The 25,402-nt window shown below is 71.8% G+C and carries 23 protein-coding genes; 16 read left to right on the top strand and 7 right to left on the bottom strand.

Going from position 1 to position 25,402, the window contains the following annotated elements:
• Positions 1–8: 8 nt before the first annotated feature.
• Entirely contained in the window at positions 9–1,436 is a 1,428-nt protein-coding gene (locus ABME01_RS09745; RefSeq protein ID WP_353828210.1) for a recombinase family protein, read from the bottom strand.
• The gene (locus tag ABME01_RS09740; RefSeq protein WP_353828209.1) at positions 1,433–2,062 is read right to left on the bottom strand and encodes a hypothetical protein; all 630 of its coding nucleotides are present in this window, start codon (positions 2,060–2,062) and stop codon (positions 1,433–1,435) included. Before ABME01_RS09740 ends, ABME01_RS09745 begins: the two co-directional genes overlap by 4 nt.
• On the opposite strand from ABME01_RS09740, the gene ABME01_RS09735 reads away from it, so the two are divergent.
• The 4 genes from ABME01_RS09735 to ABME01_RS09720 all read left to right on the top strand — a co-directional run bounded on the left by ABME01_RS09735 (position 1,944) and on the right by ABME01_RS09720 (position 6,603).
• Positions 1,944–3,404 (top strand): YifB family Mg chelatase-like AAA ATPase, encoded by a 1,461-nt coding sequence (locus ABME01_RS09735; protein ID WP_353828297.1) that lies wholly within the window; start codon positions 1,944–1,946, stop codon positions 3,402–3,404. The two genes, ABME01_RS09740 and ABME01_RS09735, sit on opposite strands and share 119 nt — an antisense overlap.
• On the top strand, positions 3,401–4,654 hold the full coding sequence (dprA, locus tag ABME01_RS09730; protein WP_353828208.1) for a DNA-processing protein DprA: 1,254 nt from the start codon (positions 3,401–3,403) through the stop codon (positions 4,652–4,654). Before ABME01_RS09735 ends, dprA begins: the two co-directional genes overlap by 4 nt.
• Positions 4,655–4,730: 76 nt before the next feature.
• A complete protein-coding gene (locus tag ABME01_RS09725) occupies positions 4,731–5,651 on the top strand; it encodes a metallophosphoesterase (protein ID WP_353828207.1) in 921 nt (306 codons plus the stop codon).
• Positions 5,644–6,603 (top strand): tyrosine recombinase XerC, encoded by a 960-nt coding sequence (locus ABME01_RS09720; protein ID WP_353828206.1) that lies wholly within the window; start codon positions 5,644–5,646, stop codon positions 6,601–6,603. Before ABME01_RS09725 ends, ABME01_RS09720 begins: the two co-directional genes overlap by 8 nt.
• Positions 6,604–6,636: 33 nt before the next feature.
• Here ABME01_RS09720 and ABME01_RS09715 read toward each other — a convergent pair whose 3' ends face one another.
• Entirely contained in the window at positions 6,637–7,269 is a 633-nt protein-coding gene (locus ABME01_RS09715) for a M23 family metallopeptidase (protein ID WP_353828205.1), read from the bottom strand.
• A gap of 268 nt (positions 7,270–7,537) precedes the next feature.
• Between ABME01_RS09715 and rpsB the strand changes: the two genes are divergently transcribed.
• The 9 genes from rpsB to ABME01_RS09670 all read left to right on the top strand — a co-directional run bounded on the left by rpsB (position 7,538) and on the right by ABME01_RS09670 (position 14,358).
• Entirely contained in the window at positions 7,538–8,461 is a 924-nt protein-coding gene (gene rpsB / locus ABME01_RS09710) for a 30S ribosomal protein S2 (protein WP_353828204.1), read from the top strand.
• 46 nt (positions 8,462–8,507) lie between these two features.
• Positions 8,508–9,338, top strand: coding sequence for a translation elongation factor Ts (gene tsf / locus ABME01_RS09705; RefSeq protein ID WP_353828203.1), 831 nt, complete (start codon positions 8,508–8,510; stop codon positions 9,336–9,338).
• Between the two features lie 155 nt (positions 9,339–9,493).
• Complete coding sequence (pyrH, locus tag ABME01_RS09700; RefSeq protein WP_353828202.1) at positions 9,494–10,225, top strand: UMP kinase; 732 nt, start codon at positions 9,494–9,496, stop codon at positions 10,223–10,225.
• 30 nt (positions 10,226–10,255) lie between these two features.
• Positions 10,256–10,810 carry a ribosome recycling factor gene (gene frr, locus ABME01_RS09695; RefSeq protein WP_353828201.1) on the top strand — a complete coding sequence of 185 codons (555 nt, stop codon included), beginning with the start codon at positions 10,256–10,258 and terminating at the stop codon, positions 10,808–10,810.
• A gap of 8 nt (positions 10,811–10,818) precedes the next feature.
• Positions 10,819–11,802, top strand: a complete 984-nt coding sequence (locus ABME01_RS09690) for a phosphatidate cytidylyltransferase (RefSeq protein ID WP_353828200.1) — start codon at positions 10,819–10,821, stop codon at positions 11,800–11,802.
• A 40-nt stretch (positions 11,803–11,842) separates the two neighbouring features.
• Positions 11,843–12,397: a DivIVA domain-containing protein gene (locus ABME01_RS09685; RefSeq protein WP_353828199.1), complete on the top strand. Its 555-nt coding sequence runs from the start codon at positions 11,843–11,845 to the stop codon at positions 12,395–12,397.
• A 230-nt stretch (positions 12,398–12,627) separates the two neighbouring features.
• A complete protein-coding gene (locus tag ABME01_RS09680) occupies positions 12,628–13,290 on the top strand; it encodes an aggregation-promoting factor C-terminal-like domain-containing protein (protein ID WP_353828198.1) in 663 nt (220 codons plus the stop codon).
• A 22-nt stretch (positions 13,291–13,312) separates the two neighbouring features.
• Entirely contained in the window at positions 13,313–13,621 is a 309-nt protein-coding gene (locus ABME01_RS09675) for an Rv1322 family protein (protein ID WP_353828197.1), read from the top strand.
• An 11-nt stretch (positions 13,622–13,632) separates the two neighbouring features.
• Positions 13,633–14,358: an alpha/beta hydrolase gene (locus tag ABME01_RS09670; protein ID WP_353828296.1), complete on the top strand. Its 726-nt coding sequence runs from the start codon at positions 13,633–13,635 to the stop codon at positions 14,356–14,358.
• A 54-nt stretch (positions 14,359–14,412) separates the two neighbouring features.
• Here ABME01_RS09670 and ABME01_RS09665 read toward each other — a convergent pair whose 3' ends face one another.
• Positions 14,413–15,477, bottom strand: coding sequence for an AI-2E family transporter (locus tag ABME01_RS09665; protein ID WP_353828196.1), 1,065 nt, complete (start codon positions 15,475–15,477; stop codon positions 14,413–14,415).
• Positions 15,478–15,499: 22 nt separating this feature from the next.
• On the bottom strand, positions 15,500–17,110 hold the full coding sequence (locus ABME01_RS09660) for a DivIVA domain-containing protein (RefSeq protein ID WP_353828195.1): 1,611 nt from the start codon (positions 17,108–17,110) through the stop codon (positions 15,500–15,502).
• Positions 17,111–17,304: 194 nt separating this feature from the next.
• On the opposite strand from ABME01_RS09660, the gene ABME01_RS09655 reads away from it, so the two are divergent.
• Positions 17,305–19,182 carry a DUF8094 domain-containing protein gene (locus ABME01_RS09655; protein ID WP_353828194.1) on the top strand — a complete coding sequence of 626 codons (1,878 nt, stop codon included), beginning with the start codon at positions 17,305–17,307 and terminating at the stop codon, positions 19,180–19,182.
• Entirely contained in the window at positions 19,179–20,138 is a 960-nt protein-coding gene (locus ABME01_RS09650; RefSeq protein WP_353828193.1) for a tetratricopeptide repeat protein, read from the top strand. The genes ABME01_RS09655 and ABME01_RS09650 overlap by 4 nt, the downstream gene beginning before the upstream one ends.
• 27 nt (positions 20,139–20,165) lie before the next feature.
• Here the strand turns inward: ABME01_RS09650 and glgB are convergent, their stop codons facing one another.
• Together glgB and ABME01_RS09640 are read right to left on the bottom strand one after the other, a co-directional pair.
• Complete coding sequence (gene glgB / locus ABME01_RS09645) at positions 20,166–22,370, bottom strand: 1,4-alpha-glucan branching protein GlgB (protein WP_353828192.1); 2,205 nt, start codon at positions 22,368–22,370, stop codon at positions 20,166–20,168.
• A complete protein-coding gene (locus tag ABME01_RS09640) occupies positions 22,367–24,382 on the bottom strand; it encodes an alpha-1,4-glucan--maltose-1-phosphate maltosyltransferase (protein WP_353828191.1) in 2,016 nt (671 codons plus the stop codon). The genes glgB and ABME01_RS09640 overlap by 4 nt, the downstream gene beginning before the upstream one ends.
• 154 nt (positions 24,383–24,536) lie before the next feature.
• Between ABME01_RS09640 and glgP the strand changes: the two genes are divergently transcribed.
• Positions 24,537–25,402: alpha-glucan family phosphorylase (gene glgP / locus ABME01_RS09635; protein WP_353828190.1), on the top strand; the 866-nt coding region annotated here is incomplete at its 3' end.

The raw sequence follows: 25,402 nt of genomic DNA, 5'->3' as shown, positions 1-25,402 counted from the left end.
ACGAGTCGCTAGACAGCGGGCGTCAGTCTCAGCCTGTCGGCAGTCCATGCCTTCCCCCGCATTCCCTCGGGTCGGGGCAGCACCTCGACGCGGAGCACCGTCGCGAGTACGGCACGCTGCACGTCGATCGGCGCGTCGAGGAACGCCTGTCCCGGGTCGGCCGCGCCGACTACCGGTGAGGCCGCCGATCGCTGCACGGCGTTCGCGAGCGCGGCGTCGATCTCCTCGATCGCCTGCTTCACCGTCTCGGTCGCCTTCCGCAGCTGCGCGCCGGTGAGGTCTCCGAGCGCGTAGTCGTGCTCGAAGGTCGAGAGCCGAGTCTCCAGCACAGCCCGGCGCTCGCGCTCAGCGCTGAGGTCCGGTGCCTTCGGGCTGAGCGCGGCAATCACCCGCGGGTCGCGCACGAGCTCGGCCACGACGTCACGCACGTAGGCATCCGTGGGCTCCTGCAACACCATCAGGTGCGCCGCGCCCGAGCACCGGTAGTGGTACTTCCGAACGTGGTTCGGTCGCGCGTTCGTCCCTCCAAACGCCGCGGCCCGGAGGACGGCGCCGCAGCCCTCGATGCCGCAGCGGTAGATGCCCGAGCCCAGCCACCTCGTGTCGCTGCCCTGTTGGGTGCGTCGCGACGGGTCGGTGAGCTTGTCCATGAGCGCTCGCCACGTGTCCTCGTCCACGATGGCCGGCCACTTCGCCGGGCCGACGATCTCGAAGCCCTTCCGGCCGACCTGGCCGTGCGAGATCAGCCCCGCGTTGCGCGGGCGCGTGAGCACGTCGCGTAGCTGAACCGAGGTCCAGTCCTTCCCCGTCGACGTCTTGATCCGTCGCCCATTCAGGTCGCGTGCGATTCCGCTCAGGCTCCGCCCTGCCAGCACAGCGCTCGTCGCATCGCGGATCACCGCCGCCTCTGAGGACTTGAGCACCATGCCGCCCTTCCGGTAGCCGTACGGCCGCCTCCCGCCGCGGTACTCGCCGCTGGCCGCCATCTGCTCCTTCGCGCGCTTCGTCCGCTCGGCGGTCCGCTCTGCCTCAGCCGTCGCCTCGCCCGCGAGGAAGCGGGCCATCCGGCGCCCATCGGCCGTCGCGAGGTCGAAACTGCCCGAGGCCACGGTGTGGATCTGGACTCCGTGTCGCTCGTGCAGGTCGATCAGGTCCTCGAACTCGCGCGGGCGTCGGGTCAGGCGGCTGTTGCTGTAGGCCAGGATCGCGTCGATCCGTTCGGCTCGCGCCTCGCTCAGCATCTCCGCGTACATCGGCCGCGGCTTCCGGCTCTTGGTCGACGCGCTGATGTCGTTGTCGACGTACTCGTCCGCCACCTCGTACCCGAGGCGGGCCGCGAGCGCGCGGCAGTCCTCGATCTGGCGATTCACGCCCAGACGCTCGCCCTCAGCGTCGCGGCTGATCCGGGCGTAGATGGCGGCTCGACCGGTGCTCATGACACGCACGCCTCCTCGAGGTAGGCCAGCACGATCTGGGGCGTGTAGCCGTCGAACTGGCGCGCGACGAGATCGGCGTAGTAGGAACGCCCGGCCTCGTCCATCGGGCAGTAGGTGCCGAGCGGCCCGTCCGACCCCAGTGAGCGGCCGAACGTCGCGTCGAGCGTCGCGCGCTGCCCGTCCGTCAGGGTCACGGGCGTGGCGGCGGGCGACGGTGGGGGAGCCTGGGTCGCCGCGGGCTCCGGCTCCGGCTCTTCCATCCCGTCCATCGCCGCCTGCAGGATGAGTTCCTTCGACTGCTGGATCTGCTCGTCGGTCATATCCGACCCGAAGTAGGAGGAGCACGTAGCAGCCCAGGCGTACTGCTTGCGCGAGGGCGGGGCCATCATCAACCCCTTCCAGTATTCGTCCGCGCCGCACTCACCTTCCAGCGCGTCGTCGGCCATCACCTCGGCGAGTTCGAGATTGTAGGGGTGGTCCTTTCCGAGCGACTCGGTCTCCAGCTCGATCAGGAACCGTTCGACCAGATCGTCTCGCGGCGGGGGAGCGCTGCACCCGCTCAGAGCGACCGCTGCCGCGATCGCGAGGGGTACGGCAGCGGCTCTGGTCAATTTCCTCGGGCTCATATGTATATTCTATGGTTTTGACCTGGCGATCGCGATGGCCTGCCTCGCCGCTGCCGGGACGGTCGACCGGGAGTCCGTCGCGGCGGCGGTCCACCTCGGCGAGCTCGGGCTCGACGGACGACTCCGCGCCACCCACGGCATCCTCCCGGCGGTGCTGGCTGCGGCCCGCGCCGGCCACCGACGGGTCGTCGTCCCTTCGCCGGACGCCGATGAGGCGCGACTGGTCCCCGACGTCGAGGTCGTGCCCGTCGGCTCCCTGATCGAGGCCGCGGTGCTCCACGGCGGTCGGTTCGACGATGCCGTGGTCGCCGCCGCGGTGTCCAGCGACGAAGACGGGCAATCGTCGGGCGACCAGGGCCCCGGTGCCCCCCGCGGCCTCGGCGACCTCGCGGACGTGATCGGGAACCCCCAGGCCGTGGAGGCGCTGCTCACCGCTGCGGCGGGCGGCCACCACCTGCTGCTCGCCGGCCCGCCCGGTGCCGGCAAGACCATGCTCGCCTCACGCCTCCCCGGCATCCTGCCCGACCTCACGCCCGACGCCGCCCTCGAGGTCGCGTCGCTGCGCTCGCTCGCGGGTCGGCGCGTCGGTCGTGAGCTGTCGACGCGCCCGCCGTTCGAGGCACCCCACCACACGACGTCCGCGGCGGCGATGGTGGGCGGCGGAAGCCGGGTGATCCGGCCGGGCGCGGCGGCGCGCGCCTCCCACGGGGTGCTCTTCCTCGATGAAGCGCCCGAGTTCCCGGCGGCGGTGCTCGACGCGCTGCGCCAGCCACTGGAGTCGGGGGAGATCAGCATCCATCGTGCGAACGCCGTCGCGAGCTATCCCGCGAGGTTCCAGCTCGTCCTCGCGGCGAACCCGTGCCCGTGCGGCGGCGGCGACTCGCCGTCCGAGTCGTGCACGTGTCCGCCTGCGGCGAGGCGTCGGTACTTCTCCCGGATCTCGGGCCCGCTCCTCGACCGCGTCGACCTTCGCCTCTGGGTGCACCGCGTCACCCCCGCGATCCTCCGGACCGGGGAATCCGGCGAGCGCCTGACCTCGGATGCCGCCCGAACGCTCGTCGGAGGGGCCCGGGCCGCGGCGGCGGCCCGACTGGCCGGCACGCCCTGGCGGACGAATGCGGAGGTCCCGGGGCCCTGGCTGCGCGGCGAAGGCGGCATGCACCCCGGTGGTCACGCGACGCGGATGCTCGACCGCGCGCTCGAGCTCGGCAGCGTGACGATGCGCGGCTACGACCGGGTGCTGAAGGTGTCATGGACACTGGCCGATCTCGAGGGCGCCGACCGGCCCACCGCGCAGCACGTGGGTCGCGCGCTCGGCATGCGCCAGGGGATGGCGGCGTGAGCGCGCTCGGCCGCCTGGCCGTTGGGCTCGCCTCCGAGATCGTCGCGGTGCGGAAGGCGAGCGACGACGTGTCGACGACCGATGTCGTCGCAGCGGCGATGCTCGGCTTCGTGTCCGAACCCGGTGACGGGGTGATGGGCGGGCTCGTCTCCGTGCTCGGCGTCGGGCGCGTGGCGGATGCGGTCCGATCGGACGTGACGGTCGGAGACCTGCACGCCGAAGCGACCGAGGCGGGTTCCACGCTCGAGGCACGGGAGATCGACGCGGGCCTCGGACGCTGGCGGCCCCGGCTCGACGATGCGGCGTTCGGGCGTGCGTTCGCCCAGGCGGCGCGGATCGGCGCGCGGCTGGTGGTCCCGGGAGACGACGACTGGCCGGACGGGATGCGCGGACTCGACGCGCACGCGCCACTCGCGCTCTGGGTGCGGGGTCGCGTGGGCGCGCTGGCGCAGGGTCGGTCGATCGCCCTGGTCGGGGCTCGAGCGGCGACGAACTACGGCGTGCACGTCACCGCCGAGTCCGCCGCCGGCCTCGTCGACCGCGGGATCACGATCGTCTCCGGCGGGGCGTACGGAATCGACGGCACCGCGCATCGTGCGGCGCTGGCGAGCGGCGGCGACACGATCGCATTCCTCGCGGGCGGTGTCGACCGGTTCTACCCCGCCGGGCACGAGTCCCTGCTCACGCGGGTCGCGGAGACGGGTGCCGTGGCCTCGGAGCTCGCCTGCGGGGCGGCACCGACGCGGTGGAGGTTCCTCCAACGGAATCGACTGATCGCAGCGGCGTCGGATGCGACGGTCGTGCTCGAGGCGGGCATGCGATCCGGCTCCCTGAACACCGCGGGGCACGCCTCGGCGCTGGGCCGCCCGCTGGGTGCCGTGCCCGGACCGGTCACGAGCCCGGCGTCGGCGGGTTGCCACCGACTCCTGCGCGAGTACGACGCGGTCTGCGTGACCGACGCCGCGCAGATGGCGGAGCTGGTGCCCGAACGGACTGTCGCGAACGCCGGGGGAGGCCTCGTGGACGACGGGGCCGTACTCGGTCGCGGGTCGGGATTGCTGGACGCCCTGTCCGGTGACGAGGGCCGGGTGTTCGACGCGCTCGGGCCGCAACGCGCCCGAACGGTCGGCGAACTGGTCGAGCGCTCGGGAACCACGGTGCCCGTGGTCCTCGGAGCGCTCGGTGCGCTCGAAGCCGTCGGGCTGGCAGCGGCCAGGGCAGACGGGTGGGTCCGACGACGGCCTTCGTGATCCGGTTCGGCGACGCCCCGGGAAGTCGGCGAGCGCGGTCGCCTCGTCTGGTCCTAGGCTGGCGGCGGAGGTAGACATGGATCATCCTCGACTGGGCAGGTACCCCGCGGCGCGGCACGTCATCGCCCACCTCAGCGACACCCACCTCCTCGCCGGAGGTGCACTGCTCGGCGGGCGCGCCGACACCGTCGCCCACCTCGAGCAGGCGGCCGCGCAACTGATGCGGATGACCGGGGGACTCGACGCGATCCTCGTGAGCGGCGACGTCGCCGACCTCGGCGAGGAGGACGCGTACCGTCGCGTCCGCGCCACGCTCGCGCCCGTCGCCGAGGCGACCGGTGCCCGGCTGATCTGGGTCATGGGCAACCACGACGAGCGTGAGCCGTTCCGCTCCGTGCTCCTCGGCGAGGAGGGTGGCGGGGAGGCGCCCGTCAACCAGGTCATCGACCTCGACGGACTGCGGATCGTCGCCGTCGACTCGAGCGTGCCCGGCTACCACCACGGCAGGCTCGAACCGGAGACGCTCGACTGGCTCGACGAGGTCCTCGCGGAACCCGCGCCGCACGGCACGCTCGTCGCCCTTCACCACGCGCCGCTCGCCACGCCGCTGGCGCTCATGGACATCCTCGAGCTGCGCGGCCAGGACGACTTCGCCGAGGTGCTCCGCGACCGCGACGTCCGAGCCATCCTCGGAGGACACCTCCATTACCCGACTCAGGGCATGTTCGAGGGCATCCCGGTCTCGGTGGCGGGCGCGCTCGCCTACACGATGGACCTCTCGGCTCCGCCTCGGCACCTCGTCGGCATCGATGGCGGGCGGTCCTTCTCGCTCGTCCACTGCTTCGACGACGCCGTGGTCACCTCGGTCGTGCCGGTGGGCGCGCACGGCGAGATCACCAGCTTCGGCGAACGATTCCTCGCCGAGGTCGAGGCGCTCGACGAGGAGGGCCGTCTGGACAAGTTCTCGCGCAAGCGCGAATGGATCACGGATGCCTGACCCGGGTTCACCGGTGTCCGTGGGCGATCCGCGCGAGGAGGGCGGGCTCGACCTCGCCGTCGATGCGTACGCGGAGCACCTTCGGCTCGAACGCGGCTACTCGGCGCACACGATCTCCGCGTACGCTTCCGATCTCGCCGATCTCGTGCGATTCCTCGAGCGTCGCGGTGCGGGGCGAGCCGCCGACCTCGACCTGGACCTCCTTCGCGACTGGCTCTGGGAGGCCACCGAGGCCGGTTCGGCGCGCGCGACCGTCGCCCGCCGGGCTGCGTCGGCGCGCGGGTTCACCGCGTGGCTCGAGCGGACGGGGCGCATCGGGTCCGACCCGGCCGCACGACTGCGCGCCCCCCGCGCGAAGCGGTCGCTCCCGCGCGTCGTGTCCGCGCCGGCCGTCGCCGACCTGCTCGCGACCATGCAGTCGCGGGCGGATGCGGGCGACCCGATCGCGCAGCGCGATCTCGCCGTCGTTGAACTGCTCTACGCGTGCGGCCTCAGGGTCTCCGAGCTCGTGGGCCTCGACGTCGGCGACCTCGATCGCGGCAACCGCACCGTGCTCGTCACCGGCAAGGGGTCGAAGGAACGGGTCGTGCCATACGGTGCGCCCGCGGCGCGGGCGATCGATCGCTATCTCGCGTCGGCGCGACCGGCGATCCTCGAGCGGGCCGATGCGGCCTCGACGGCGATGTTCGTCGGCGTCCGAGGCGGGCGACTCGGCGTCCGAGCGGTCCACCGGCTCGTCGCCCGGCTGCTCGAAGGGCTTCAGGGAACCGGGCCGTCGGGTCCGCACGCCTTCCGGCACAGTGCCGCCACCCACCTGCTCGACGGCGGCGCCGACCTCCGTGCGGTGCAGGAGTTCCTCGGGCACGCGAGCCTCGGAACGACGCAGATCTACACCCACGTCTCGGCTGAACGGCTGAAGCAGACCTACCGCACGGCCCATCCGCGGGCGTGAATCCGGGCATCCGCGGTCGCCGGGCGAACGACGTCACCCCGACGGCAGCAGCACCGCGCGGGGGACGCCGCCGAGCCAGAGCAGGGGAGAGACGTAGGCCCCGTCGAGCCTGACGCCGAGGTGCACGCACCGCCCGTCGCAGTGACCGCCCTCGCCGACCCGCCCGACGACATCGCCCCGGCGCACGAGCGTGCCTGCCCCGACCTCGGCTCCCACGGGCTCCATCGCGCTCACGACCCCGTCACCGTGGTCGACGACGATGACGTCTCGATCGACGACGCGACCAGCGAAGGTCACCAGCCCGTCGTCGGGGACCACGACGACGCCCCCGGGCTCCGCGGCGAGGTCGAGGCCGCGATGACCCGAGCCGTACGGCGTGGGCGGCGCGCGGAACGGCTCGAGGAGGAGCACGGGCGGTGTCACCGGCCACGCCCACCGCGCCCCGTCGCCGTGCTCAGCGGTCGCGCGAAGGTCGACGTTCGTCGACGTCGCAGAGCCGGCCGACGTCTCGGAACCGGCCCACGCCGCGGAACCCGCCGATCGCGATCGGGCCGACGCCATGGCGTCGGCGCCGGCGGGCGTCGCGGCGGCGAGCAGGCACGACGTCGCGACCAGCGCCGTGGCCGCTCGGTTCACGAACCGCCGTGCTCGTCCCATCCGCTCCATGTCGCCAGTCTCGGCCGCGCGCGCGACGACGCGATCGACCCCTCGCACGCCGTGGATGGAGTGCCTCCGGTCGGCCCCGGTGAGGAGGGGTCGCCCGGGCCCGCCGTGATAGCATGTGCGGAGCGTCCCGCATGTCGGGGCGACTACGCGTGCCCATTCGGCCACCGACTCCATTCAGTCCCGCTCGCAAGAGCCGGCGGAGCCGTGCCGGGCACCAGGGCTCCCGGCCGCCGGCCGGGACATCAACTGAGAACAAAGGAGTACGGCCATGGCCGTCGTCACCATCCGCCAGCTGCTCGACAGCGGCGTGCACTTCGGGCACCAGACCCGCCGTTGGAACCCGAAGATGAAGCGGTTCATCTTCACCGAGCGTTCCGGCATCTACATCATCGACCTTCAGCAGTCGCTCGCCTACATCGACAAGGCCTACGACTTCGTGAAGGAGACGGTCGCCCACGGCGGCACCATCCTCTTCGTCGGCACCAAGAAGCAGGCGCAGGAGTCCATCGCCGAGCAGGCGACTCGCGTCGGCCAGCCCTACGTCAACCAGCGCTGGCTCGGCGGCCTCCTCACCAACTTCTCGACGGTGTCGAAGCGCCTCGCCCGCATGAAGGAGCTCGAGGAGCTCGACTTCGAGGGCACGACCTCCGGCTTCACCAAGAAGGAGCTCCTCCTCAAGAAGCGCGAGCTCGACAAGCTGCACAAGTCGCTCGGCGGCATCCGCAACCTCTCGAAGACGCCGTCGGCGCTCTGGGTCGTGGACACCAAGAAGGAGCACCTCGCCATCGACGAGGCGAAGAAGCTCGGCATCCCCGTGATCGCCATCCTCGACACCAACTGCGACCCGGACGAGGTCCAGTACCCGATCCCGGGCAACGACGACGCCATCCGCTCGGTGAGCCTGCTCACCCGCATCGTCGCCGACGCCGCGGCCGAGGGCCTCATCCAGCGCCACCAGAAGCCCGAGGAGGGCCAGGAGGCCGAGCCGCTGGCCGAGTGGGAGCAGGAGCTCCTGAACGCCGGCTCGGAGACCACCCCGGAGCAGGCCTCCGCCGAGACCGAGAAGGTCGCGGAGACGAAGACCGAGGCCAAGGCCGAGGCTGCCGAGGTCGTCGACGAGGCGGCCACCGAGGTCGCCGCGACCGAGTCCGAGGCCGACGCCGACGCTGCGGCCGCTGCCGCCGCCGAGTAACCGGCACCTTTACACCCACTCCGACACGACAGGGAGTCCATTCCACATGGCCAACGTCAGCATCGCCGACATCAAGGCGCTCCGCGAGCAGCTCGGGACCGGCATGACCGACACCAAGAACGCGCTCGTCGAGGCCGACGGCGACATCGAGAAGGCGACGGAGATCCTGCGCCTGAAGGGTGCGAAGGGCAACGCCAAGCGCGCCGACCGCTCGACCTCCGAGGGCCTCGTCGCCGCCGTCGACAACCGCGACGGCACCGCGACGCTCATCGAGCTCGCCTGCGAGACCGACTTCGTCGCCAAGGGCGAGAAGTTCGTCGGCCTCGCCGACCGCGTGCTCGCGGCCGTCGCCGCCGCCCGCGCCGAGTCCGTCGAGGCCGCTCTGGCCGCGCCGGCCGAGACCGGGACCGTCGCCGAGCTCATCGACGGCGAGGCCGCGATCCTCGGCGAGAAGGTCGAGCTCCGCCGCGTCCGCCTCGTGAAGGGCGAGCAGTTCTCGATCTACCTGCACAAGACCTCGAAGGACCTGCCCCCGCAGGTCGGCGTGGTCCTGGGCTACGCGGGCGACGACGCGGAGACCGCGCGGTCGATCGCGCAGCACATCTCGTTCGCGGCGCCGGAGTACCTCACCCGTGAGGACGTCCCGGCCGAGGCCGTCGAGCGGGAGCGCGCGCTCGTCGAGCAGATCACCCGCGAGGAGGGCAAGCCCGAGGCCGCCCTCCCGAAGATCGTCGAGGGTCGCCTCACCGCGTTCTTCAAGCAGGTCGCGCTGCTCGAGCAGGACTACGCCAAGGACAACAAGTTGTCCGTCGCCAAGGTCCTGCAGGACGCCGGTCTCACGGTGACCGACTTCGCCCGATTCAAGGTCGGCGCGTAACACGTGACAGGGGAGTCCGGACCGCATCCCGCGGTCCGGGCTCCTTTGCTGTGCGCGGGTCCCTCGGGGCCCCGCGTGCGGCACCGGCCCGTCGGCACTGCGCCGGCGACCGGGAACCACTAGTTTTGACCCCAGAGGGGAAGGATCGGTCGGGGATGACGGAACACCAGCGCAGGGTGCTGCTCAAGCTGTCGGGTGAGGCGTTCGGTGGCGGTGCACTCGGGGTCAACCCCGACGTCGTCAGCTCGCTCGCCCGCGAGATCGCGGATGCCGCGCGCACCGTCGAGGTCGCGATCGTGGTCGGCGGCGGCAACTTCTTCCGCGGCGCGGAACTCAGCCAGCGCGGCATGGACCGCGGTCGGGCCGACTACATGGGCATGTTGGGCACCGTGATGAACGCGCTCGCCCTCCAGGACTTCCTCGAGCAGGCCGGCGCCGAGACGCGGGTCCAGTCCGCCATCTCGATGACCCAGGTCGCCGAGCCCTACATCCCGCGCCGCGCTGAGCGCCACCTCGAGAAGGGCCGCGTCGTGATCTTCGGCGCCGGCGCGGGCCTGCCGTACTTCTCGACCGACACCGTCGCCGCGCAGCGCGCCCTCGAGATCGGCGCCGACGAGGTGCTCGTCGCGAAGAACGGCGTCGACGGCGTCTACTCCGACGACCCCCGCACGAACCCCGACGCCCACAAGATCGACCGGATCAGCTACCAGGAGGCTCTGCAGCGCGGTCTCAAGGTCGTCGACTCGACTGCGTTCAGCCTGTGCATGGACAACGGCATGCCCATGATCGTCTTCGGCATGGAGCCCGCCGGCAACGTCACCAAGGCGATCCTCGGCGAGCGGATCGGCACCGTCGTGAGCAACGGCGACCCGAGCACCGATCGATAGACTGTCCCGAGCCCGAGAGAAGGAGTCCCCGTGATCGCGGATGTACTGTCCGAAGCAAGTGACCGCATGCAGAAGGCCGTCGAGGTCGCGAAGGACGACTTCGCGTCGGTGCGCACCGGCCGCGCCAACCCGCAGCTGTTCCAGAAGATCATGGTGAGCTACTACGGCACGCCGACGCCCCTCGCGCAGCTCGCCTCGCTGAGCAACCCGGAGGCTCGCACGCTCGTCGTGACCCCGTACGACAAGGGTGCGATGAAGGACATCGAGCAGGCCATCCGCGACACCCCGAACCTCGGCGCGAACCCGACGAACGACGGCAACCTCATCCGGGTCACGCTCCCCGAGCTGACCGAGGAGCGCCGCAAGGAGTTCGTGAAGATCGTCCGCGCGAAGGCGGAGGACGGCCGCGTGTCGATCCGCAACATCCGGCGCAAGGCGAAGGACGACCTCGAGTCCCTCAAGGGCGAGGTCGGCGACGACGAGGTCGTGCGCGGCGAGAAGGAGCTCGAGCACATCACGAAGTCGCACGTCGACCAGGTCGACGACGCGCTCAAGCGCAAGGAAGCCGAACTCCTCGAGGTCTGAGGCACACGATGACGGGGGTCCCTGAGGACGATCGGTCGGACGCCGAGGACCACCGGCAGTCGACGCGAGAGGAGCTGCGGGCGCAGTTGCACGCGCGCCGGGTCGACCTCGAGCGCCAGTTCGAGGCGTCGCGCGCGCAGTTCGACGAGGCGCAGGAACGGATCAACGCCCGGACCGGCCGCAACCTGCTCGTCGCCATCCTGATCGGCCTGGGGTTCGGCGGCGCGCTCCTGCTCAGCCTCCTGGTCTTCAAGGAGCTGTTCATGGTGTTCGCGGTCGTCATGGCCGCGTTCTCGAGCTCCGAACTCGCGACGGCGCTGCGCAACGGCGGCTACCGCGTGCCGCGCATCCCGACCGTCTTCGTCGCGATCGTCGCGGTCCCGGTCGCCTACTACGGTGGAGCCGCCGGCCAGCTGGTCGGGGTCCTCGCGGGCATGCTCCTCGTGGTGGTGTGGCGCCTCGTGCAGCACGCCTCACCGGGCGTGCGCGCCGAGACCCGCAGCCTCGCGGCCGACCTCGGCGCCGGCGTCTTCGTCCAGGCCTACGTGACGTTCCTCGCGACCTTCGCGGTCGTGCTCGTCGCCGCCGATGGCGGCCAGTGGTGGACGCTCGCGTTCATCATCCTCGCCGTCTCGTCCGACACCGGCGCCTACGCGTCGGGCCTGGCGTTCGGGAAGCACCCGATGGCACCCGTGATCAGCCCGAAGAAGACCTGGGAGGGGTTCGCGGGCGGTGCGGCCGCGAGCCTCGTCGCCGGCGTCCTCCTGGCGATCTTCATGCTCGGCCAACCCTGGTGGTTCGGGCTCATCTTCGGCGCCGCCATCTTCCTCACGGCCACGCTGGGCGACCTCGCCGAGTCGCTGATCAAGCGCGACCTCGGCATCAAGGACATGAGCTCGTGGCTCCCCGGGCACGGAGGATTCCTCGATCGGCTCGACTCGATCCTGCCGTCCGCCGCGGTCGCGTTCGCCGCGTTCCACCTCTTCGGCTGAGCGTGCGGGATTTGCCGTGCTCGTGAGCGATACTGGTGCCGTGGATGCGACGTTCCCCCGTGCCCGCAGGAACCAGATGGGCTACAAGACGACCGAGGTCGAGGAGTTCCTGCGGCGTGCCCGTCGCGCGTACGACGGCCGCCCCGGCTCGGGCGACGAGGACCTCGACGCCGAGCGGATCCGCCTGACCGCGTTCGCCATGCAGAAGGGCGGCTACTCGACCTCGCACGTCGACGCCGCGCTCGAGCGCCTGGAGGACGCGTTCGCGTTCCGTGAGCGGCAGATCGCCTCCCGCCTCCACGGCGACGAGGCGTGGCTCGCCGAGGCGCGCACGACCGCCCAGGTCGTCGCGAACCGGCTCGCCCGTCCCGAGGCGGCTCGGTTCGAGCGCGTGAGCCGCCTGGCGGTCGGCTACCACGTCCGCGAGGTCGACGCCTTCGCGGACCGCCTCACCCGGTACTTCCGCGACGGGTGGCCGGTGTCGATCGAGGAGGTCCGCGGGGTCGTGTTCAGCGCTCAGCGCGGGGGATACCGCGAGGCCCAGGTCGACCTCGTGCTCGACGCGGTCGTCGACGTGATGCTCGCGGTCCGGTGAGCGAGCGCCGGTTCGCCCGGGATGAGTCGCTCGGATACACTCATCCAATCGTGGGCAGGCATACGGATGGATTCGACGACGCGCCGATGGATGCCGTCCGGGAGCGGTGGGCACGTGACGACGCCGCGGCCGACGATCGCGCGCGACGCACGGTTCCGACCTCCGTCCGACCGGCATCCGTCCATCCGGCGCCGTCGGCACGCGCCGCACGAGCCTCGGGTCCCGCTCCCGTGCCCCAGCGCATCGCCTCCGGCCGGCCGGCCGGCGACCCCGTCCGCTCGGCCTCGAGCACACGCGACCGCGTGACCGGTCCGGTCAAGCAGGTCACGACGGTCGTGTTCGCCTTCGCCGCCTCCGTCAGCTTCCTGCTCGTCAACGTCGTCGACCCGTACTCGGGCGCGACCGCCACCTCGACGTACGTCGCGATCGATCGCTTCGGCGGCGAGGCCACGCAGGAGATCCGGCCCGACGACGGGTACTCGTCGGTCGCCATCGCCTCAGAGGGGTACGTCGTCGAGGCCAAGCCCGACGAGCCCGAGCCCGAGCCCGCCTCGTCGGCCGGGTGGGCCCCGCCCGCTGTCGTGCCCGATCCGGGGTCGGCGCAGGCGTACGGCGCCCAGGCGGTCGCCGCGCGCGGTTGGCCGTCGACCGAGTTCGACTGCCTCGTGGCGCTCTGGAACAAGGAGTCGGGCTGGCGGGTGAACGCTTACAACGCCTCGAGCGGCGCCTACGGCATCCCGCAGGCCCTGCCGGGGGACAAGATGGCGACCGCAGGCGCCGACTGGGCCACGAACGCCGGCACGCAGATCGAATGGGGACTCGGGTACATCCAGGGCCGGTACGGCACGCCGTGCGGCGCATGGGCGCATTCGCAGAGCGTCGGCTGGTACTGACGCCCGACCGTAGACTGGACCGATGGCCCGCTCGAACCGCTCCCGCGGCCGCGCCGCGCGCGGGCGCGAGCCCCATCCCGAGCTCGACCTCGCGCGCCTGACCACCGGATGGCGCCGCACCGAGGTCCGCGCCGGACGCGAGTGGAACGTGCAGCCCGTGACCGAGGCCCAGGCCGTGAAGGCCTACCTCTGCCCGGGCTGCGGGCTCGAGATCGAGCCGGGCGTCGCGCACCTCGTGGCGTGGCGCGCCGACGGCGTCCTCGGCGACGCCGCAGACCTGGCCTCGCGGAGGCATTGGCACACGCACTGCTGGAGGATCGGACCGACGTGAACGACGAGACCATGATCGAGATCCGTGCGGGCGTCGAGCTGCCGGCCCGGCGCGAGGAGATCGAGCTGCGCACCGACGACGGGCTGCGGCTCGTGGGCGAACTCGCCGTGCCGCTCGAGCGCGCCCCGGTCGCGACGCTCGTCACGCTGCATCCGCTGCCGACCGCCGGCGGGTTCATGGACTCGCACATCCTGCGGAAGGCCTCCGCGCGCCTGCCCGCGCTCGCGGACCTCGCCGTGCTGCGCTTCAACACGCGGGGCACGACCTCGCCGCGCGGAACCAGCGACGGCGAGTTCGGTCATGGCGTGACCGAGCGAGCGGACGTCGCGGCCGCGATGCGGTTCGTCGCCGAGCGCGGACTGCCGAACCCGTGGCTGGTCGGGTGGTCCTTCGGCACCGAGCTCGCGTTGAAGTACGGCCTCGAGCACGGCATCGCGGGCGCCGTCCTGCTCTCGCCGCCGCTGCACCGCACGAGCGAGGAGGAGCTGCTGCGCTGGCGCTCGGCGAGCGTCCCGGTCGTGGCACTCATCCCCGAGCACGACGACTACCTGCGCCCGGCCGAGGCGGCGGAGCGCTTCGCCGGCCTGCCGAACCTCACCCGGATCGACGTCGAGGGCGGCAAGCACCTCTGGGTCGGTGAGACCCAGACGCGACGCGTGCTCGAGGAGGTCGTCCGCGCGGTGAACCCCTCCGCGCTGCCGCTGCCGACGCAGTGGCCCGCCGCGACGCCGACCTGACTCGCGCCCGGCCGCCCGGAGAGCGCTGCTGGCGTGACGACGGGGCCGCGGCGATCAGCGTTCGTTCTGCCGCGGGATCACGACCTGCTTGATGATGAGCAGGACGGCCGCCGCGACCGGGATCGCGACGAGCGCGCCGAGGATCCCGAGCAGCGCGCCGCCGGCCAGTGCGGCCACGACCACCAGCGCGCCGGGCACCTTGACGGCGCGGCTCATGATGCGCGGCGAGAGCACGTACGCCTCGACCTGCATGTAGACGAGGTAGTAGATCGCCGCGACGAGGGCCGTGAGCGGGGACCCGATGCCCGGGATGAGGCAGACCAGGACGATGATCACGGAGCCCGTGAGCGTGCCGACGAGCGGGACGAGTGAGAACAGGAACGCGATGAAGGCCAGCACCGCCGGGAACGGTGCCCGGATGATCGAGAGGAACGTGAAGCTCAGGAACCCGTTGACCGCCGCGAGGGAGACCTGGCCGATGACGTACCGGCCGACCGACTGGGTGATCTGCTCGGTGAGGTCGGCGAACCGGGCGCGGCGCGATGCCGGGACGAGCTGGTAGGTGGCGCGCTTCATCGCGTCGAGCGACGCCGTGAAGTAGATCGTGAGCACCGCGACGACGATCACGGCGAACGCACCGCCGCCGATCGCCAGCGCGACCGCCCAGACCCCGCCGAGCAGCTCACTCAGGCGGTTCGGGTTCGTGAAGAACTCGGTGAGCGCGGCGCCCGCCTGTGCGCTGATCTCATCGATGAGGAGCAGGGGGAACTGCTCCTGCAGCCAGGCGATCCAGTCGACCTGGTTGACCTGCGCGATGATCCGGGGGACCTGCGCGATGAGCTCGGCCACCTGGTCGACGATGATCGGGATGACCGCGATGAGCAGCGCGGCGACGACGGCCGCGACGCCGAGGATCACGAGCACGATCGCGGCCCAACGGGCGAGCCCCCGGCGCTCGAGCCCGCTCACGGCGGGCTCGAGGCCGAGGGCCAGGAAGAGTGCTGCTCCGATGTAGGTGAGGATCGTCGACAGGCTCGCGACCGCCGACAGGATGACGAGGCCCACGCCGACACCGAGCGTGCCGACGAGGGCCACACGGAACGCGTTCTGGATCCTCACCGATCGCGCTCCCTCGTCTCGGCTACTTCTTGCCGGCCACCTGCTCCGCCTGGGTGAGCACGCCGCGCAGGCTCTCGAAGTAGCCCGCGACCGCGTCTCGCTCGATCTTAATCTGGGCGAGGCGGTCCTCGGCGTCCGCCACGAGGGCGCGCGTGCGCTCCTCGGCGTCGGAGATGAGCTTGCGGGCCTGCGCGTGCGCGGCGGCGACCCGGTCGCGGGCCTCCTCGTCCGCCTTCTCGCGGGCGTCGGCGGCCTCGGTGCGGACCTCGGTCTCGAGGCGCTCGGCCTCGGCGCGCGCGTCGTTCGTGCGCGCGACGGCCTCGGCCAGTTCGGTGTTGGCGTCCTCGAGGAACTTGCGGGTCTGCTCGTTGGCCTCCTGCTGGGCGGTAAGGAGCTCCTGCTCGGCCTCGTCGCGCTTGGTCGCGAGCTCCGCGTCGAGGTCCATGCGCGCGCGCTCGATCTCGCGGCGCATGCGGTCGACCTCGTGCGTGGTCTTCTTCTTCATCGACGTGAGCTGGTTGTCCAGGTCGATCCGGGCCTGCTCGGCCTCGGCCTCGAAGTCGGCCCGCGCCTGCTCCTGCTCGAGCGCGAGGTCGGCACGCATCTGCTCGAGCTCGGCGGCGTGCTTCGCGCGCACGCGCTCCAGCTCGTGCTGCAGCTTCAGCTTGGCGGTCTCGGCCTCGCGGTCGAGGTCGACGGTCACCTGCTCGCGCTCCTGGGAGAGCTTCACGCGCTCGGCCTCGAGCTCGCGGTCGAGGTCGGTGCGGGCCTGCTCGAGCTCGTGCTCGAGTTCGGCGCGACGCTGCTCGACCTCGGCCTCGATGCCGGCGCGGGCCTCGGCGCTCTCGCGCTCGAGGTCGAGTCGCGCCTGCTCGGTCTCGCGGGCCAGGTCGATGCGGGCCTGCTCGGTCTCCTTCGCGAGCTCGGCGCGCTTCTGGTCGAGCTCGACCGCGACCTCGGCGCGCGTCTGCTCGGTCTCCTCCTGGAGGCCGGCGGCGGCCGCCCGGGCTTCGTTCGCCTCGGTGTTCGCAGCGACGAGCATCTCGGCCGCCTTCCGCTCGGCCTCGGCGACGACCGCGCCGGACTCGCGCTTGGCGGTCGCGCGGACCTCGGCGGCCTCGGTGGAGGCGGTGCCACGGATCGAGGCCGCATCGCGGTTCGCGTCCTCGCGCAGCTGCTCGCTGGCCTCGTGGGCGCGGGAGACCATGTCGTCGGCCTCGGCGCGGGCGTTCTCGAGCAGGCGGTTCGCCTGCGCGCGGGCCTCGCTCAGCGTGCGCTCGGCGAGCTCGTGGGCGTCGGAGCGCATGAGGTGCGCCTCGTCCTCGGCGGCGCGGCGCAGTTTCTCGGCGTCGATGTCGGCCTGCGCGATGAGGCGGGTCGACTGCTCCTCCGCGACGCGGAGGGTGTTCTCGAGCTTCGTGCCGAGGCCGGAGAAGGTCGGACTGCCGACCTCCTCGAGCTCGCCGGTGAGCTCCTCGATGCGGGCGAGAAGGCGCTTGTTCTCCTTCTGGAGGTCGCCCGTCGCGTTGTTCGCGGTGATGATCTCGCGGCGGAGCTGGTTGAGGCTCCGGTCGACCTCGTCCTTGTCGTATCCGCGGAATACCTGCGTGAACTCGGTCTCTTCGACGGCCAATTCTTCCTCCGGGGTCCGTGTCCCGCGTTGTGGGGGGTTGTGTGGGGGCGCGCGGGTCGCATCCGATCATACGGCCCGAGCCCCGGCGTGGACAGCCATCGCCATCCAGACTCCGGTTAGCGGACTCCCAGACTGCGTCGCTAGTGTTGGGTGTCTTTGTCCGACGCCGCCCCAGCGGCCTGGAGGTTCCCCGAGTGCGTTTCGTCTTCGCCATCCTGGCGTTCGCTGCTGCCGCCGTGATGGTCGGCTTCGGCATCGCCCAGCGGACCGTCTTCCTCGAGCCCGACAAGGTCTCCCTCGGAACGGTGGTGGAGAACCAGGCCAGCTACACGGTGCTGACGCCCGAGGCGCTCGCCGCCAATCCCGGAAAGCAGACCGTCACGGTGTCCGGCGGCGGCCCGGTGTACCTCTCCTACGGTCGCACGGAGGACGTGCTGGCGTGGATCGGCGAGGAGCCGTACGTCTCGGTCGGCTACGACGCCGCGACCGCAGCGCTGGTGAGCGACGTCGTCGTGGCGAACCCCGTCGCGGACCCGACACCGGGCGGGGCGACCGAGGAGCCCGAGGCCGAGGCGGATGACGCCGAGCCGGACCCGGCGGCATCGCCGGCGGGCAGTGACCTGTGGCTCGACGAGTTCAGCGGCGATCGCACGCTCACCACCACCGTCGACGTGCCCGACGGCATCTCGATCCTGCTCGCCTCCGACGGCACCGCCCCGGCCCCCGGCCGCATCGTCGTCGCGTGGCCGCTCGACAACTCCACCCCGTGGGCCGGTCCGCTCATGGCGGGCGGCGGCCTGCTCTTCCTCGTCGGCATCATCCTCGTCATCTCGGGAGCCATCGCACACCGCCGGTCGCGCGGCCCGCGCCGGAACCTGCCGAAGGGCCCGAAGGGCAAGCTCATGCGCGCACCCCGTCCGCCTCGCTCCGGCCGCGCAGCGGTGACCGGCTCGGGTCCACGCCGAGGATCCGGCCGGGCCACGCGCATCGCCGTCCTCCCGATGCTGCTCGTTCCCGCGATCGCGCTCTCCGGGTGCTCGTCGGAGTACTGGCCGGACTTCTCCTCGGCTCCCGAGACCACGGCGCCGGCGACCCCGGCCGAGACGCAGCCGGAGGCCGGCGACGACACGACCGACGCCACCGACGAGCCCTCGGCTCCCGAAGTGGTGCCCGCCGTGACGGTGCCCCAGATGGAGCGCATCATGCGCCGCATCGCGGTGTTCACGAGCGAGATCGACGCGGAGGCCGACTCCAAGCGGCTCGGGGAGCGGTTCACCGGTCCGGCGCTCGAGGCCCGGAAGGCGAACTACGCGATCCGAAAGTCGCTGCCGGACCACGCGGCGCTGCCCGCCATCCCGGCCTCGCCGCTGACGCTGACGCTGCCGCAGCAGGTCAGCGCCTGGCCGCGCACGGTCCTCACGATCGCGAAGAACAACGACGACGAGACGGTCGCGCCCACCGCGCTGGTGCTCCGCCAGGACTCGCCACGCGAGAACTACAAGGTCCTGTACGCGACCGCCCTCGTCCCGAACGCGGACGTGCCCGAGGTCGCACCGGCCTCGATCGGCGCCCCGCCCATCAACCCGGAGTTCAAGGGCCTGATCATGCCCACCGGCCAGGTCGCGCCCGCGTACGCCGACCTGCTGCTGAAGGGCGAGGAGTCGGAGTTCGCGGAGTTCTTCGACCCGGAGGGCGACGTCATCCTCCAGCAGCTCGGGCCGGAGGGCCAGAAGGCGATCCGCGACGGCGTCCCTGACACGGCCGACGTGAAGTTCTCGAACGAGGTCGGCGACAGCCCGACGGTGGCGCTCGCGACCAACGACTCGGGTGCGCTCGTCGCGGTCTCGATCGAGCAGACCGAGAAGGTCACGCCCAACGACGGCGGTACCGTGGGATTCCAGGAGGGCCAGCCGGGTGCGGCGCTGTCGGGCTTCGACGAGAAGAGCGCGAAGGGCGTGCAGCGCGAGGTCGGCATCCAACTGCTGTTCTACGTTCCGGCCGTCGGTACCGACGAGAAGATCCGCGTGCTGGGCTGGTCCGAATCCCTGATCGGAGCATCGGAGGTCAAGTGACGAACCCGTTCCCCCCGAACGAGCCCGCCAACCTGCGCGGGGCGGTCGACCTGTCCTCGCTCGTCGACCGGAACGAGCGGCGCGCGCCCGACGGCGCCACCGCGGCGCCCGGCGGCGCGCCGAGCGGGTACGTCGCCGCCGTCGACGACCAGACCTTCGGCCAGGTGCTCGAGCTCTCGCGCACGGTCCCGGTCGTCCTCGTGCTGTGGGCGTCGTGGAGCGAGCAGTCGACCCAGCTGGTCGCGTCGCTCGAGCGGCTCGTCGAGGCGCGTGAGGGCCGCCTGGTCCTCGCCCCCGTCGAGGCCGACCGCAGCCCGCAGCTCGTCCAGGCGCTGCAGGCCCAGGCCGTCCCCACCGTCATCGCCCTGGTCGGCGGGCAGCCCGTCCCGCTCTTCGAGGGCGTGCAGCCCGACGACGTCGTCTCCCAGGTGTTCGACCAGCTGCTCGAGATCGCCGAGCGCAACGGCGTGACCGGCCGGGTTCCCGCCGCCGCCGCCGATGGCGACGACGTGGCGACCGAGGAGGAGCCCGCGGAGGAGCCGCTGCCGCCGCTGCACCAGGAGGCGTTCGACGCGATCAGCCGCGGCGACTACGAGGCCGCGGCGGCCGCGTACCGGACCGCGATCGCACAGGACCCGCGCGACGACCTCGCCGTGGCCGGCCTCGCGCAGGCCGAGCTGCTGCGGCGACTCCAGGGCAAGACCCTGGACGACATCCGCAACCGCGCCGCGGCGGCGCCGGACGACCTCGACGCCCAACTCGACGTCGCCGACCTCGACCTGTCGGGCGGGCACGTCGAGGACGCGTTCGGGCGCCTGCTCGACCTGTTCCCGGCCCAGGACCCCGCGGGTCGGAACCGCCTCCGCGAGCGGCTGCTCGAGCTGTTCCAAGTGGTCGGCGTCGAGGACCCGCGCGTCAGCGCGGCCCGTCGACGGCTCGCGACCCTCCTCTACTGACCGAGCTCACCCGGGGCCGACGCGACCTCACTCCGGCTGGAACCAGAGCGCTCCGAGCGGCGGCAGGGTGAACAGCGCCGACGCGGGCTTGCCGCCCCAGGGCTCCTCCTCGGCCACGACCCCGCCGAGGTTGCCCACACCGGATCCGCCGAACTCCTCGGCATCGGTGTTGAGCACCTCGCGCCAGCGACCCGCCGAGGGCAGCCCGAGCCGGACGCCCTCGTGCGGACGGCCGGCGAAGTTCACGACGCACAGCAGCGGTCTCCGCTCGCGGTCGTAGCGCAGGAACGCGATCGCGTTGAGCTGGTCGGCCCCGCCCTCGACCCAGTCGAACCCGGTCGAGTCGTCGTCGAGCTCCCACAGCGCGGGCGTGTTCGCATAGGTGCGGTTCAGCTGCCCGACGAGCTCGGCGAGCTTGCGATGGCTCGGCTGGTCGAGGATCCACCAGTCGAGGCCGCGCTCCTCGCTCCACTCCGAGAGCTGGCCGAACTCCTGTCCCATGAACAGGAGCTGCTTGCCCGGATGCGCCCACATGTACGCCAGGTAGGCGCGGGTGTTCGCAAGCTGCTGCCAGTGGTCGCCCGGCATCTTGCGCACGAGCGAGCCCTTGCCGTGCACGACCTCGTCGTGGCTGATCGGCAGGATGAAGTGCTCGCTGAACGCGTAGAGGAACGAGAACGTGAGCTCGCCGTGGTGGTACGAGCGGTACATCGGGTCGCGGTGGACGTACTGGAGCGTGTCGTGCATCCACCCCATGTTCCACTTGTAGCCGAAGCCCAGTCCGCCCGAGCTCGTCGACGCGGTCACTCCCGGCCAGCTGGTCGACTCCTCGGCGATCATGACGATGCCGGGATTCCGCTTGTACGCGGTCGCCGTGGCCTCCTGCAGGAAGCCGATCGCCTCGAGGTGCTCGCGCCCACCGTACTCGTTCGGCAGCCACTCGCCCTCCTCGCGGGAGTAGTCGAGGTACAGCATGGAAGCCACGGCATCGACCCGCAGCCCGTCGACGTGCATCTCCTCGAGCCAGAACAGCGCGTTCGCGACGAGGAAGTTGCGCACGCGCGGGTTGCCGTAGTCGAAGACGAGCGTGCCCCAGTCCTTCTGCTCTCCGCGCCGGGGGTCGGCGTGCTCGTACAGGGGCTCGCCGTCGAACCGGGCCAGCGCCCACTCGTCCTTCGGGAAGTGCCCCGGCACCCAGTCCATGATCACGCCGATCCCGGCCTGGTGCAGCCGGTCGATCAGGTACTTCAGGTCGTCGGGCGAGCCGAAGCGGCTGGTGATCGCGTAGTACCCCGTGACCTGGTAGCCCCAGGATCCGCCGAACGGGTGCTCGGCGAGGGGCAGGAACTCGACGTGCGTGTACCCGAGCCACTGCAGGTACTCGATGAGCTCGTCGGCGACGTCGCGGTACCCCTTGCCGGGGCGCCACGAGCCGAGGTGCAGCTCGTAGATGCTCATCGGGAGCTCGTGCGGGTTGCGTGCGCCGCGCTCCTGCATCCACTCCGCATCCGCCCACTCGTGGTGGCTCTCGGAGACGACCGACGCGGTGGCCGGGGCGATCTCGGCACGGCGAGCCATCGGATCGGCCTTCTGCAGCCAGTGGCCGGCGGGGGAGAGGATCTCGAACTTGTACGCCGTGCCCGGCTCGACGCCCGGCACGAACAGCTCCCACACGCCGCTCGAGCCCATGTTGCGCATCGCGGACCCCGCGCCGTCCCAGTGGTTGAAGTCGCCGACCACGCGGACGGCGCGCGCGTGCGGCGCCCAGACCGTGAACGCGACGCCGCGGAGCGGCCCCGTCGCCGACGGGTACTCGCGGTGCTGCGCGCCCAGCACGCGCCAGAGCTCCTCGTGCCGGCCCTCCTCGATCAGGTGCAGGTCGAGCTCGCCGATCGTGGGCGCGTAGCGGTACGGGTCGTCCGCCGTCCACTCGCCGCCGTCGTCGTAGCTCGCGTGCACCCGGTACCCCGTCGGCCCGAACGGGCCGGCGCCGGCCCACACGCCGTGCGCCACGTGCTCCAGCGGCAGCTCGGTGCCGTCGTCGAGCACGGCGACGACGGTCGCCGCGAGCGGCCTGCGCACGCGGATCACCGTGTGCGCACCGCCCTCGCCCGGGGCCTCGAAGCCGTGCTGCCCGAGCACGGAATGGGGATCGTGGTGGCGCCCCTCGGCGACCGCCGCGAGGACGTGGTCCGGCACGGACGGGGGCTGGACGGCGGTCGTGTCGCTCATTCGGCGCTCCGGATCACTCGGAGGATGTGGACGGGCTTGGTGAAGGCGTCGAGCCGCACGTAGTTGTGCTCGCCCCACGTCCAGCGGTCGCCCTCGACGAGGTCCTCGACCTCGAAGTCGGCGCCGGCGGGCAGGTCCATCGCCGGCAGGTCGAGGTGGACCATCGTCTCGCGCACCGAGTGCGGGTCGACGTTGGCGATCACGAGGATGGTGTCGTGGTCGTCGTCGTCGCGCCCGTCGATGAACCGGCCCTCGAGGTGCTTGGAGTACACCAGCACCGAGTCGTCCTCGCTGTGGTGGAACCGGATGTTGCGGAGCTGGCCGAGCGCCGGGTGGGCGATGCGGATCCGGTTGAGGATGCCGAGGTAGAGCGCGAGCGACGTGCCCTCCTTCTCGGCCTTGGCGAAGTCGCGCGGCTTGTACTCGTACTTCTCGTTGTCGATGGCCTCCTCCGCGCCGGGACGCGCCACCGACTCGAACAGCTCGAACCCGGAGTAGACGCCCCAGATCGGTCCGGCGGTCGCGGCGATCGTGGCGCGGACCGTGAAGGCCGCGGGTCCGCCGAACTGCAGGTACTCGGTGAGGATGTCGGGGGTGTTGACGAACAGGTTGGGCCGCATGAAGTCGGCGGTCTCCTGCGAGACGCTGGTGAGGAACTCCTCGAGCTCCTGCTTCGTGTTGCGCCAGGTGAAGTACGAGTAGGACTGCTGGAAGCCGACCATCGCGAGCGCCTGCATCATCGCGGGTCGCGTGAACGCCTCCGCGAGGAACACGACGTCGGGGTCGGTGGCGTTGATGTCGCCGATCAGCCGTTCCCAGAACATGAGCGGCTTCGTGTGCGGGTTGTCCACGCGGAAGATGCGCACGCCCTGGTCCATCCAGTGGCGGACGATCCGGGTGACCTCCTCGACGAGGCCGTCGAAGTCCTGGTCGAAGTTGATCGGGTAGATGTCCTGGTACTTCTTCGGGGGGTTCTCGGCGTAGGCGATCGAGCCGTCCGGCAGCTGCGTGAACCACTCGGGATGCTCCTGGACCCACGGGTGGTCGGGCGAGGCCTGCAGCGCGAGGTCGAGCGCGATCTCGATGCCGAGCGACTCGGCGCGGCGCACGAACGCGCGGAAGTCCTCCAACGTGCCGAGGTCGGGGTGCACCGTGTCGTGGCCGCCGTCCGGCGAGCCGATGGCCCACGGGGAGCCCGGATCGTGCGGTCCCGGATCGAGCGTGTTGTTGCGACCCTTGCGGAACGCCAGGCCGATCGGGTGGATCGGCGGGAGGTAGACGACGTCGAAGCCCATGGCGGCGACGCCGTCCAGTCGCTGCTGCGCGGTCTCGAACGTGCCCGACTTCCACGGCCCGTTCTTGCGAGGGCGGCGCGCGCCCTCGGAGCGCGGGAAGAACTCGTACCAGGAGCCGACGCCGGCACGGCGGCGTTCGACGAGGATCTCGTGCAACTCGGACTGCGTCGTCAGGCGTGCGAGCGGACGGCCCTGGAACTCCTCGAGGAGCTGGTCCTCGAGGAGGGCGCGCCGGGCGGCCGGATCGGCGTCGCCGTCGCGCAGCGATGCGGCCCACGCGGTGAGCGCGCGACGCACGGCCGCGGGTCGACCGGCCTCGACGGCCGCCCGCTCCGCGAGCCGTGCGCCGATCTCGTACATGAGCTCGACGTCGACGCCGGCATCGATCTTGACGCCGGCGTCGTGCACCCAGGTCCCGATCTCGTCGCCGAACCCGGCGACGCGCCACTTCCACGTGCCGAGCTCGTCGAGCCGGACCCTCGCCTCCCAGCGGTCGGTCCCCGGCGCCATGGGCGACATCCGGTGCCGCTGCCGCGAGCCGGACGGGCTCGTGAGCACCAGCATCGCACCGACCAGGTCGTGCCCTTCGCGGAAGACCGTGGCGCGGAAGGGGACCACCTCCCCGGAGAACGCCTTCGGCTTCCAACGAGGATCGGGCAGGGCGGGCGTGAGCCGGGTCACGGGGATCCGGCCGGCGCGGATGGGGCGGCTGGTCACGTTCCGACCGTAGCGCGGATGGGTCGCGAACGGCAGGGCGGCCGCGGCCGGGCGCGCACGTCGGTCCGCGACGCCGCCGCCGAGGGCGTCCGCGATCCGGTCGTGGGCGGCCCGTTCACCTCGCCGACACATCCGGCTGCGTAGGGTGTGATCCGTGAAGCCCATCCGCAAGTTCACCGTCCGCGCCGTCGTGCCCGAGCGCCTCGGCGCGCTCGAGGAGCTCGCCGCGAACCTCCGCTGGTCGTGGCACGAACCGACCCGCCGCCTGTTCGAGCACATCGACCCCCTCGGCTGGCGCCGATCGGGTCGCGATCCCATCGCGTTCCTCGGCGAGGTCGACCCGCGGCGGCTCGACGAGCTCGTGCACGACGACGGATTCATCTCGTGGGCCGAGCACGAGCGCGACGCGCTGCGTGCGTACGTCTCCGAGCCGCGCTGGTACCAGTCCCTCGGCGACGCGACCCCGCGGACCATCGCGTACTTCTCGCCCGAGTTCGGCATCACCGAGGCGCTGCCGCAGTACTCCGGCGGCCTCGGCATCCTCGCGGGCGACCACCTCAAGGCGGCCTCCGACCTCGGCGTGCCGCTGGTCGCGGTCGGCCTGTTCTACAAGGCCGGGTACTTCTCGCAGTCGATCGCCCCGGACGGCTGGCAGCAGGAGCGCTACCCGGCGCTCGATCCCGACGGGCTCCCGCTCTCGGTGCTGCGCCGCCCGGACGGCATGCCCGTGCAGGTCACGCTCGCCGTGCCCGGCGGCCGCAGCATGCACGCGCGCGTCTGGCAGGCCGCCGTCGGCCGCGTTCCGCTGCTGCTGCTCGACACGGACATCCCCGCCAACGACGACGACCTCCGCCGGGTCACCGACCGGCTGTACGGCGGCGGGGGCGAGCACCGCCTCCAGCAGGAGCTCCTGCTCGGCGTCGGCGGCGTTCGCGCGCTCCGCGCGTGGAGCGAGCTCACGGGCCGCGACTTCCCCGAGGTCTTCCACATGAACGAGGGCCACGCGGGCTTCCTCGGCCT

Source organism: Agromyces litoreus (genome assembly GCF_040496015.1).
Lineage (GTDB): Bacteria > Actinomycetota > Actinomycetes > Actinomycetales > Microbacteriaceae > Agromyces > Agromyces litoreus.
Note: the sequence above shows the minus strand (reverse complement) of the source record. Positions and strands in the feature narration are given on the sequence as shown.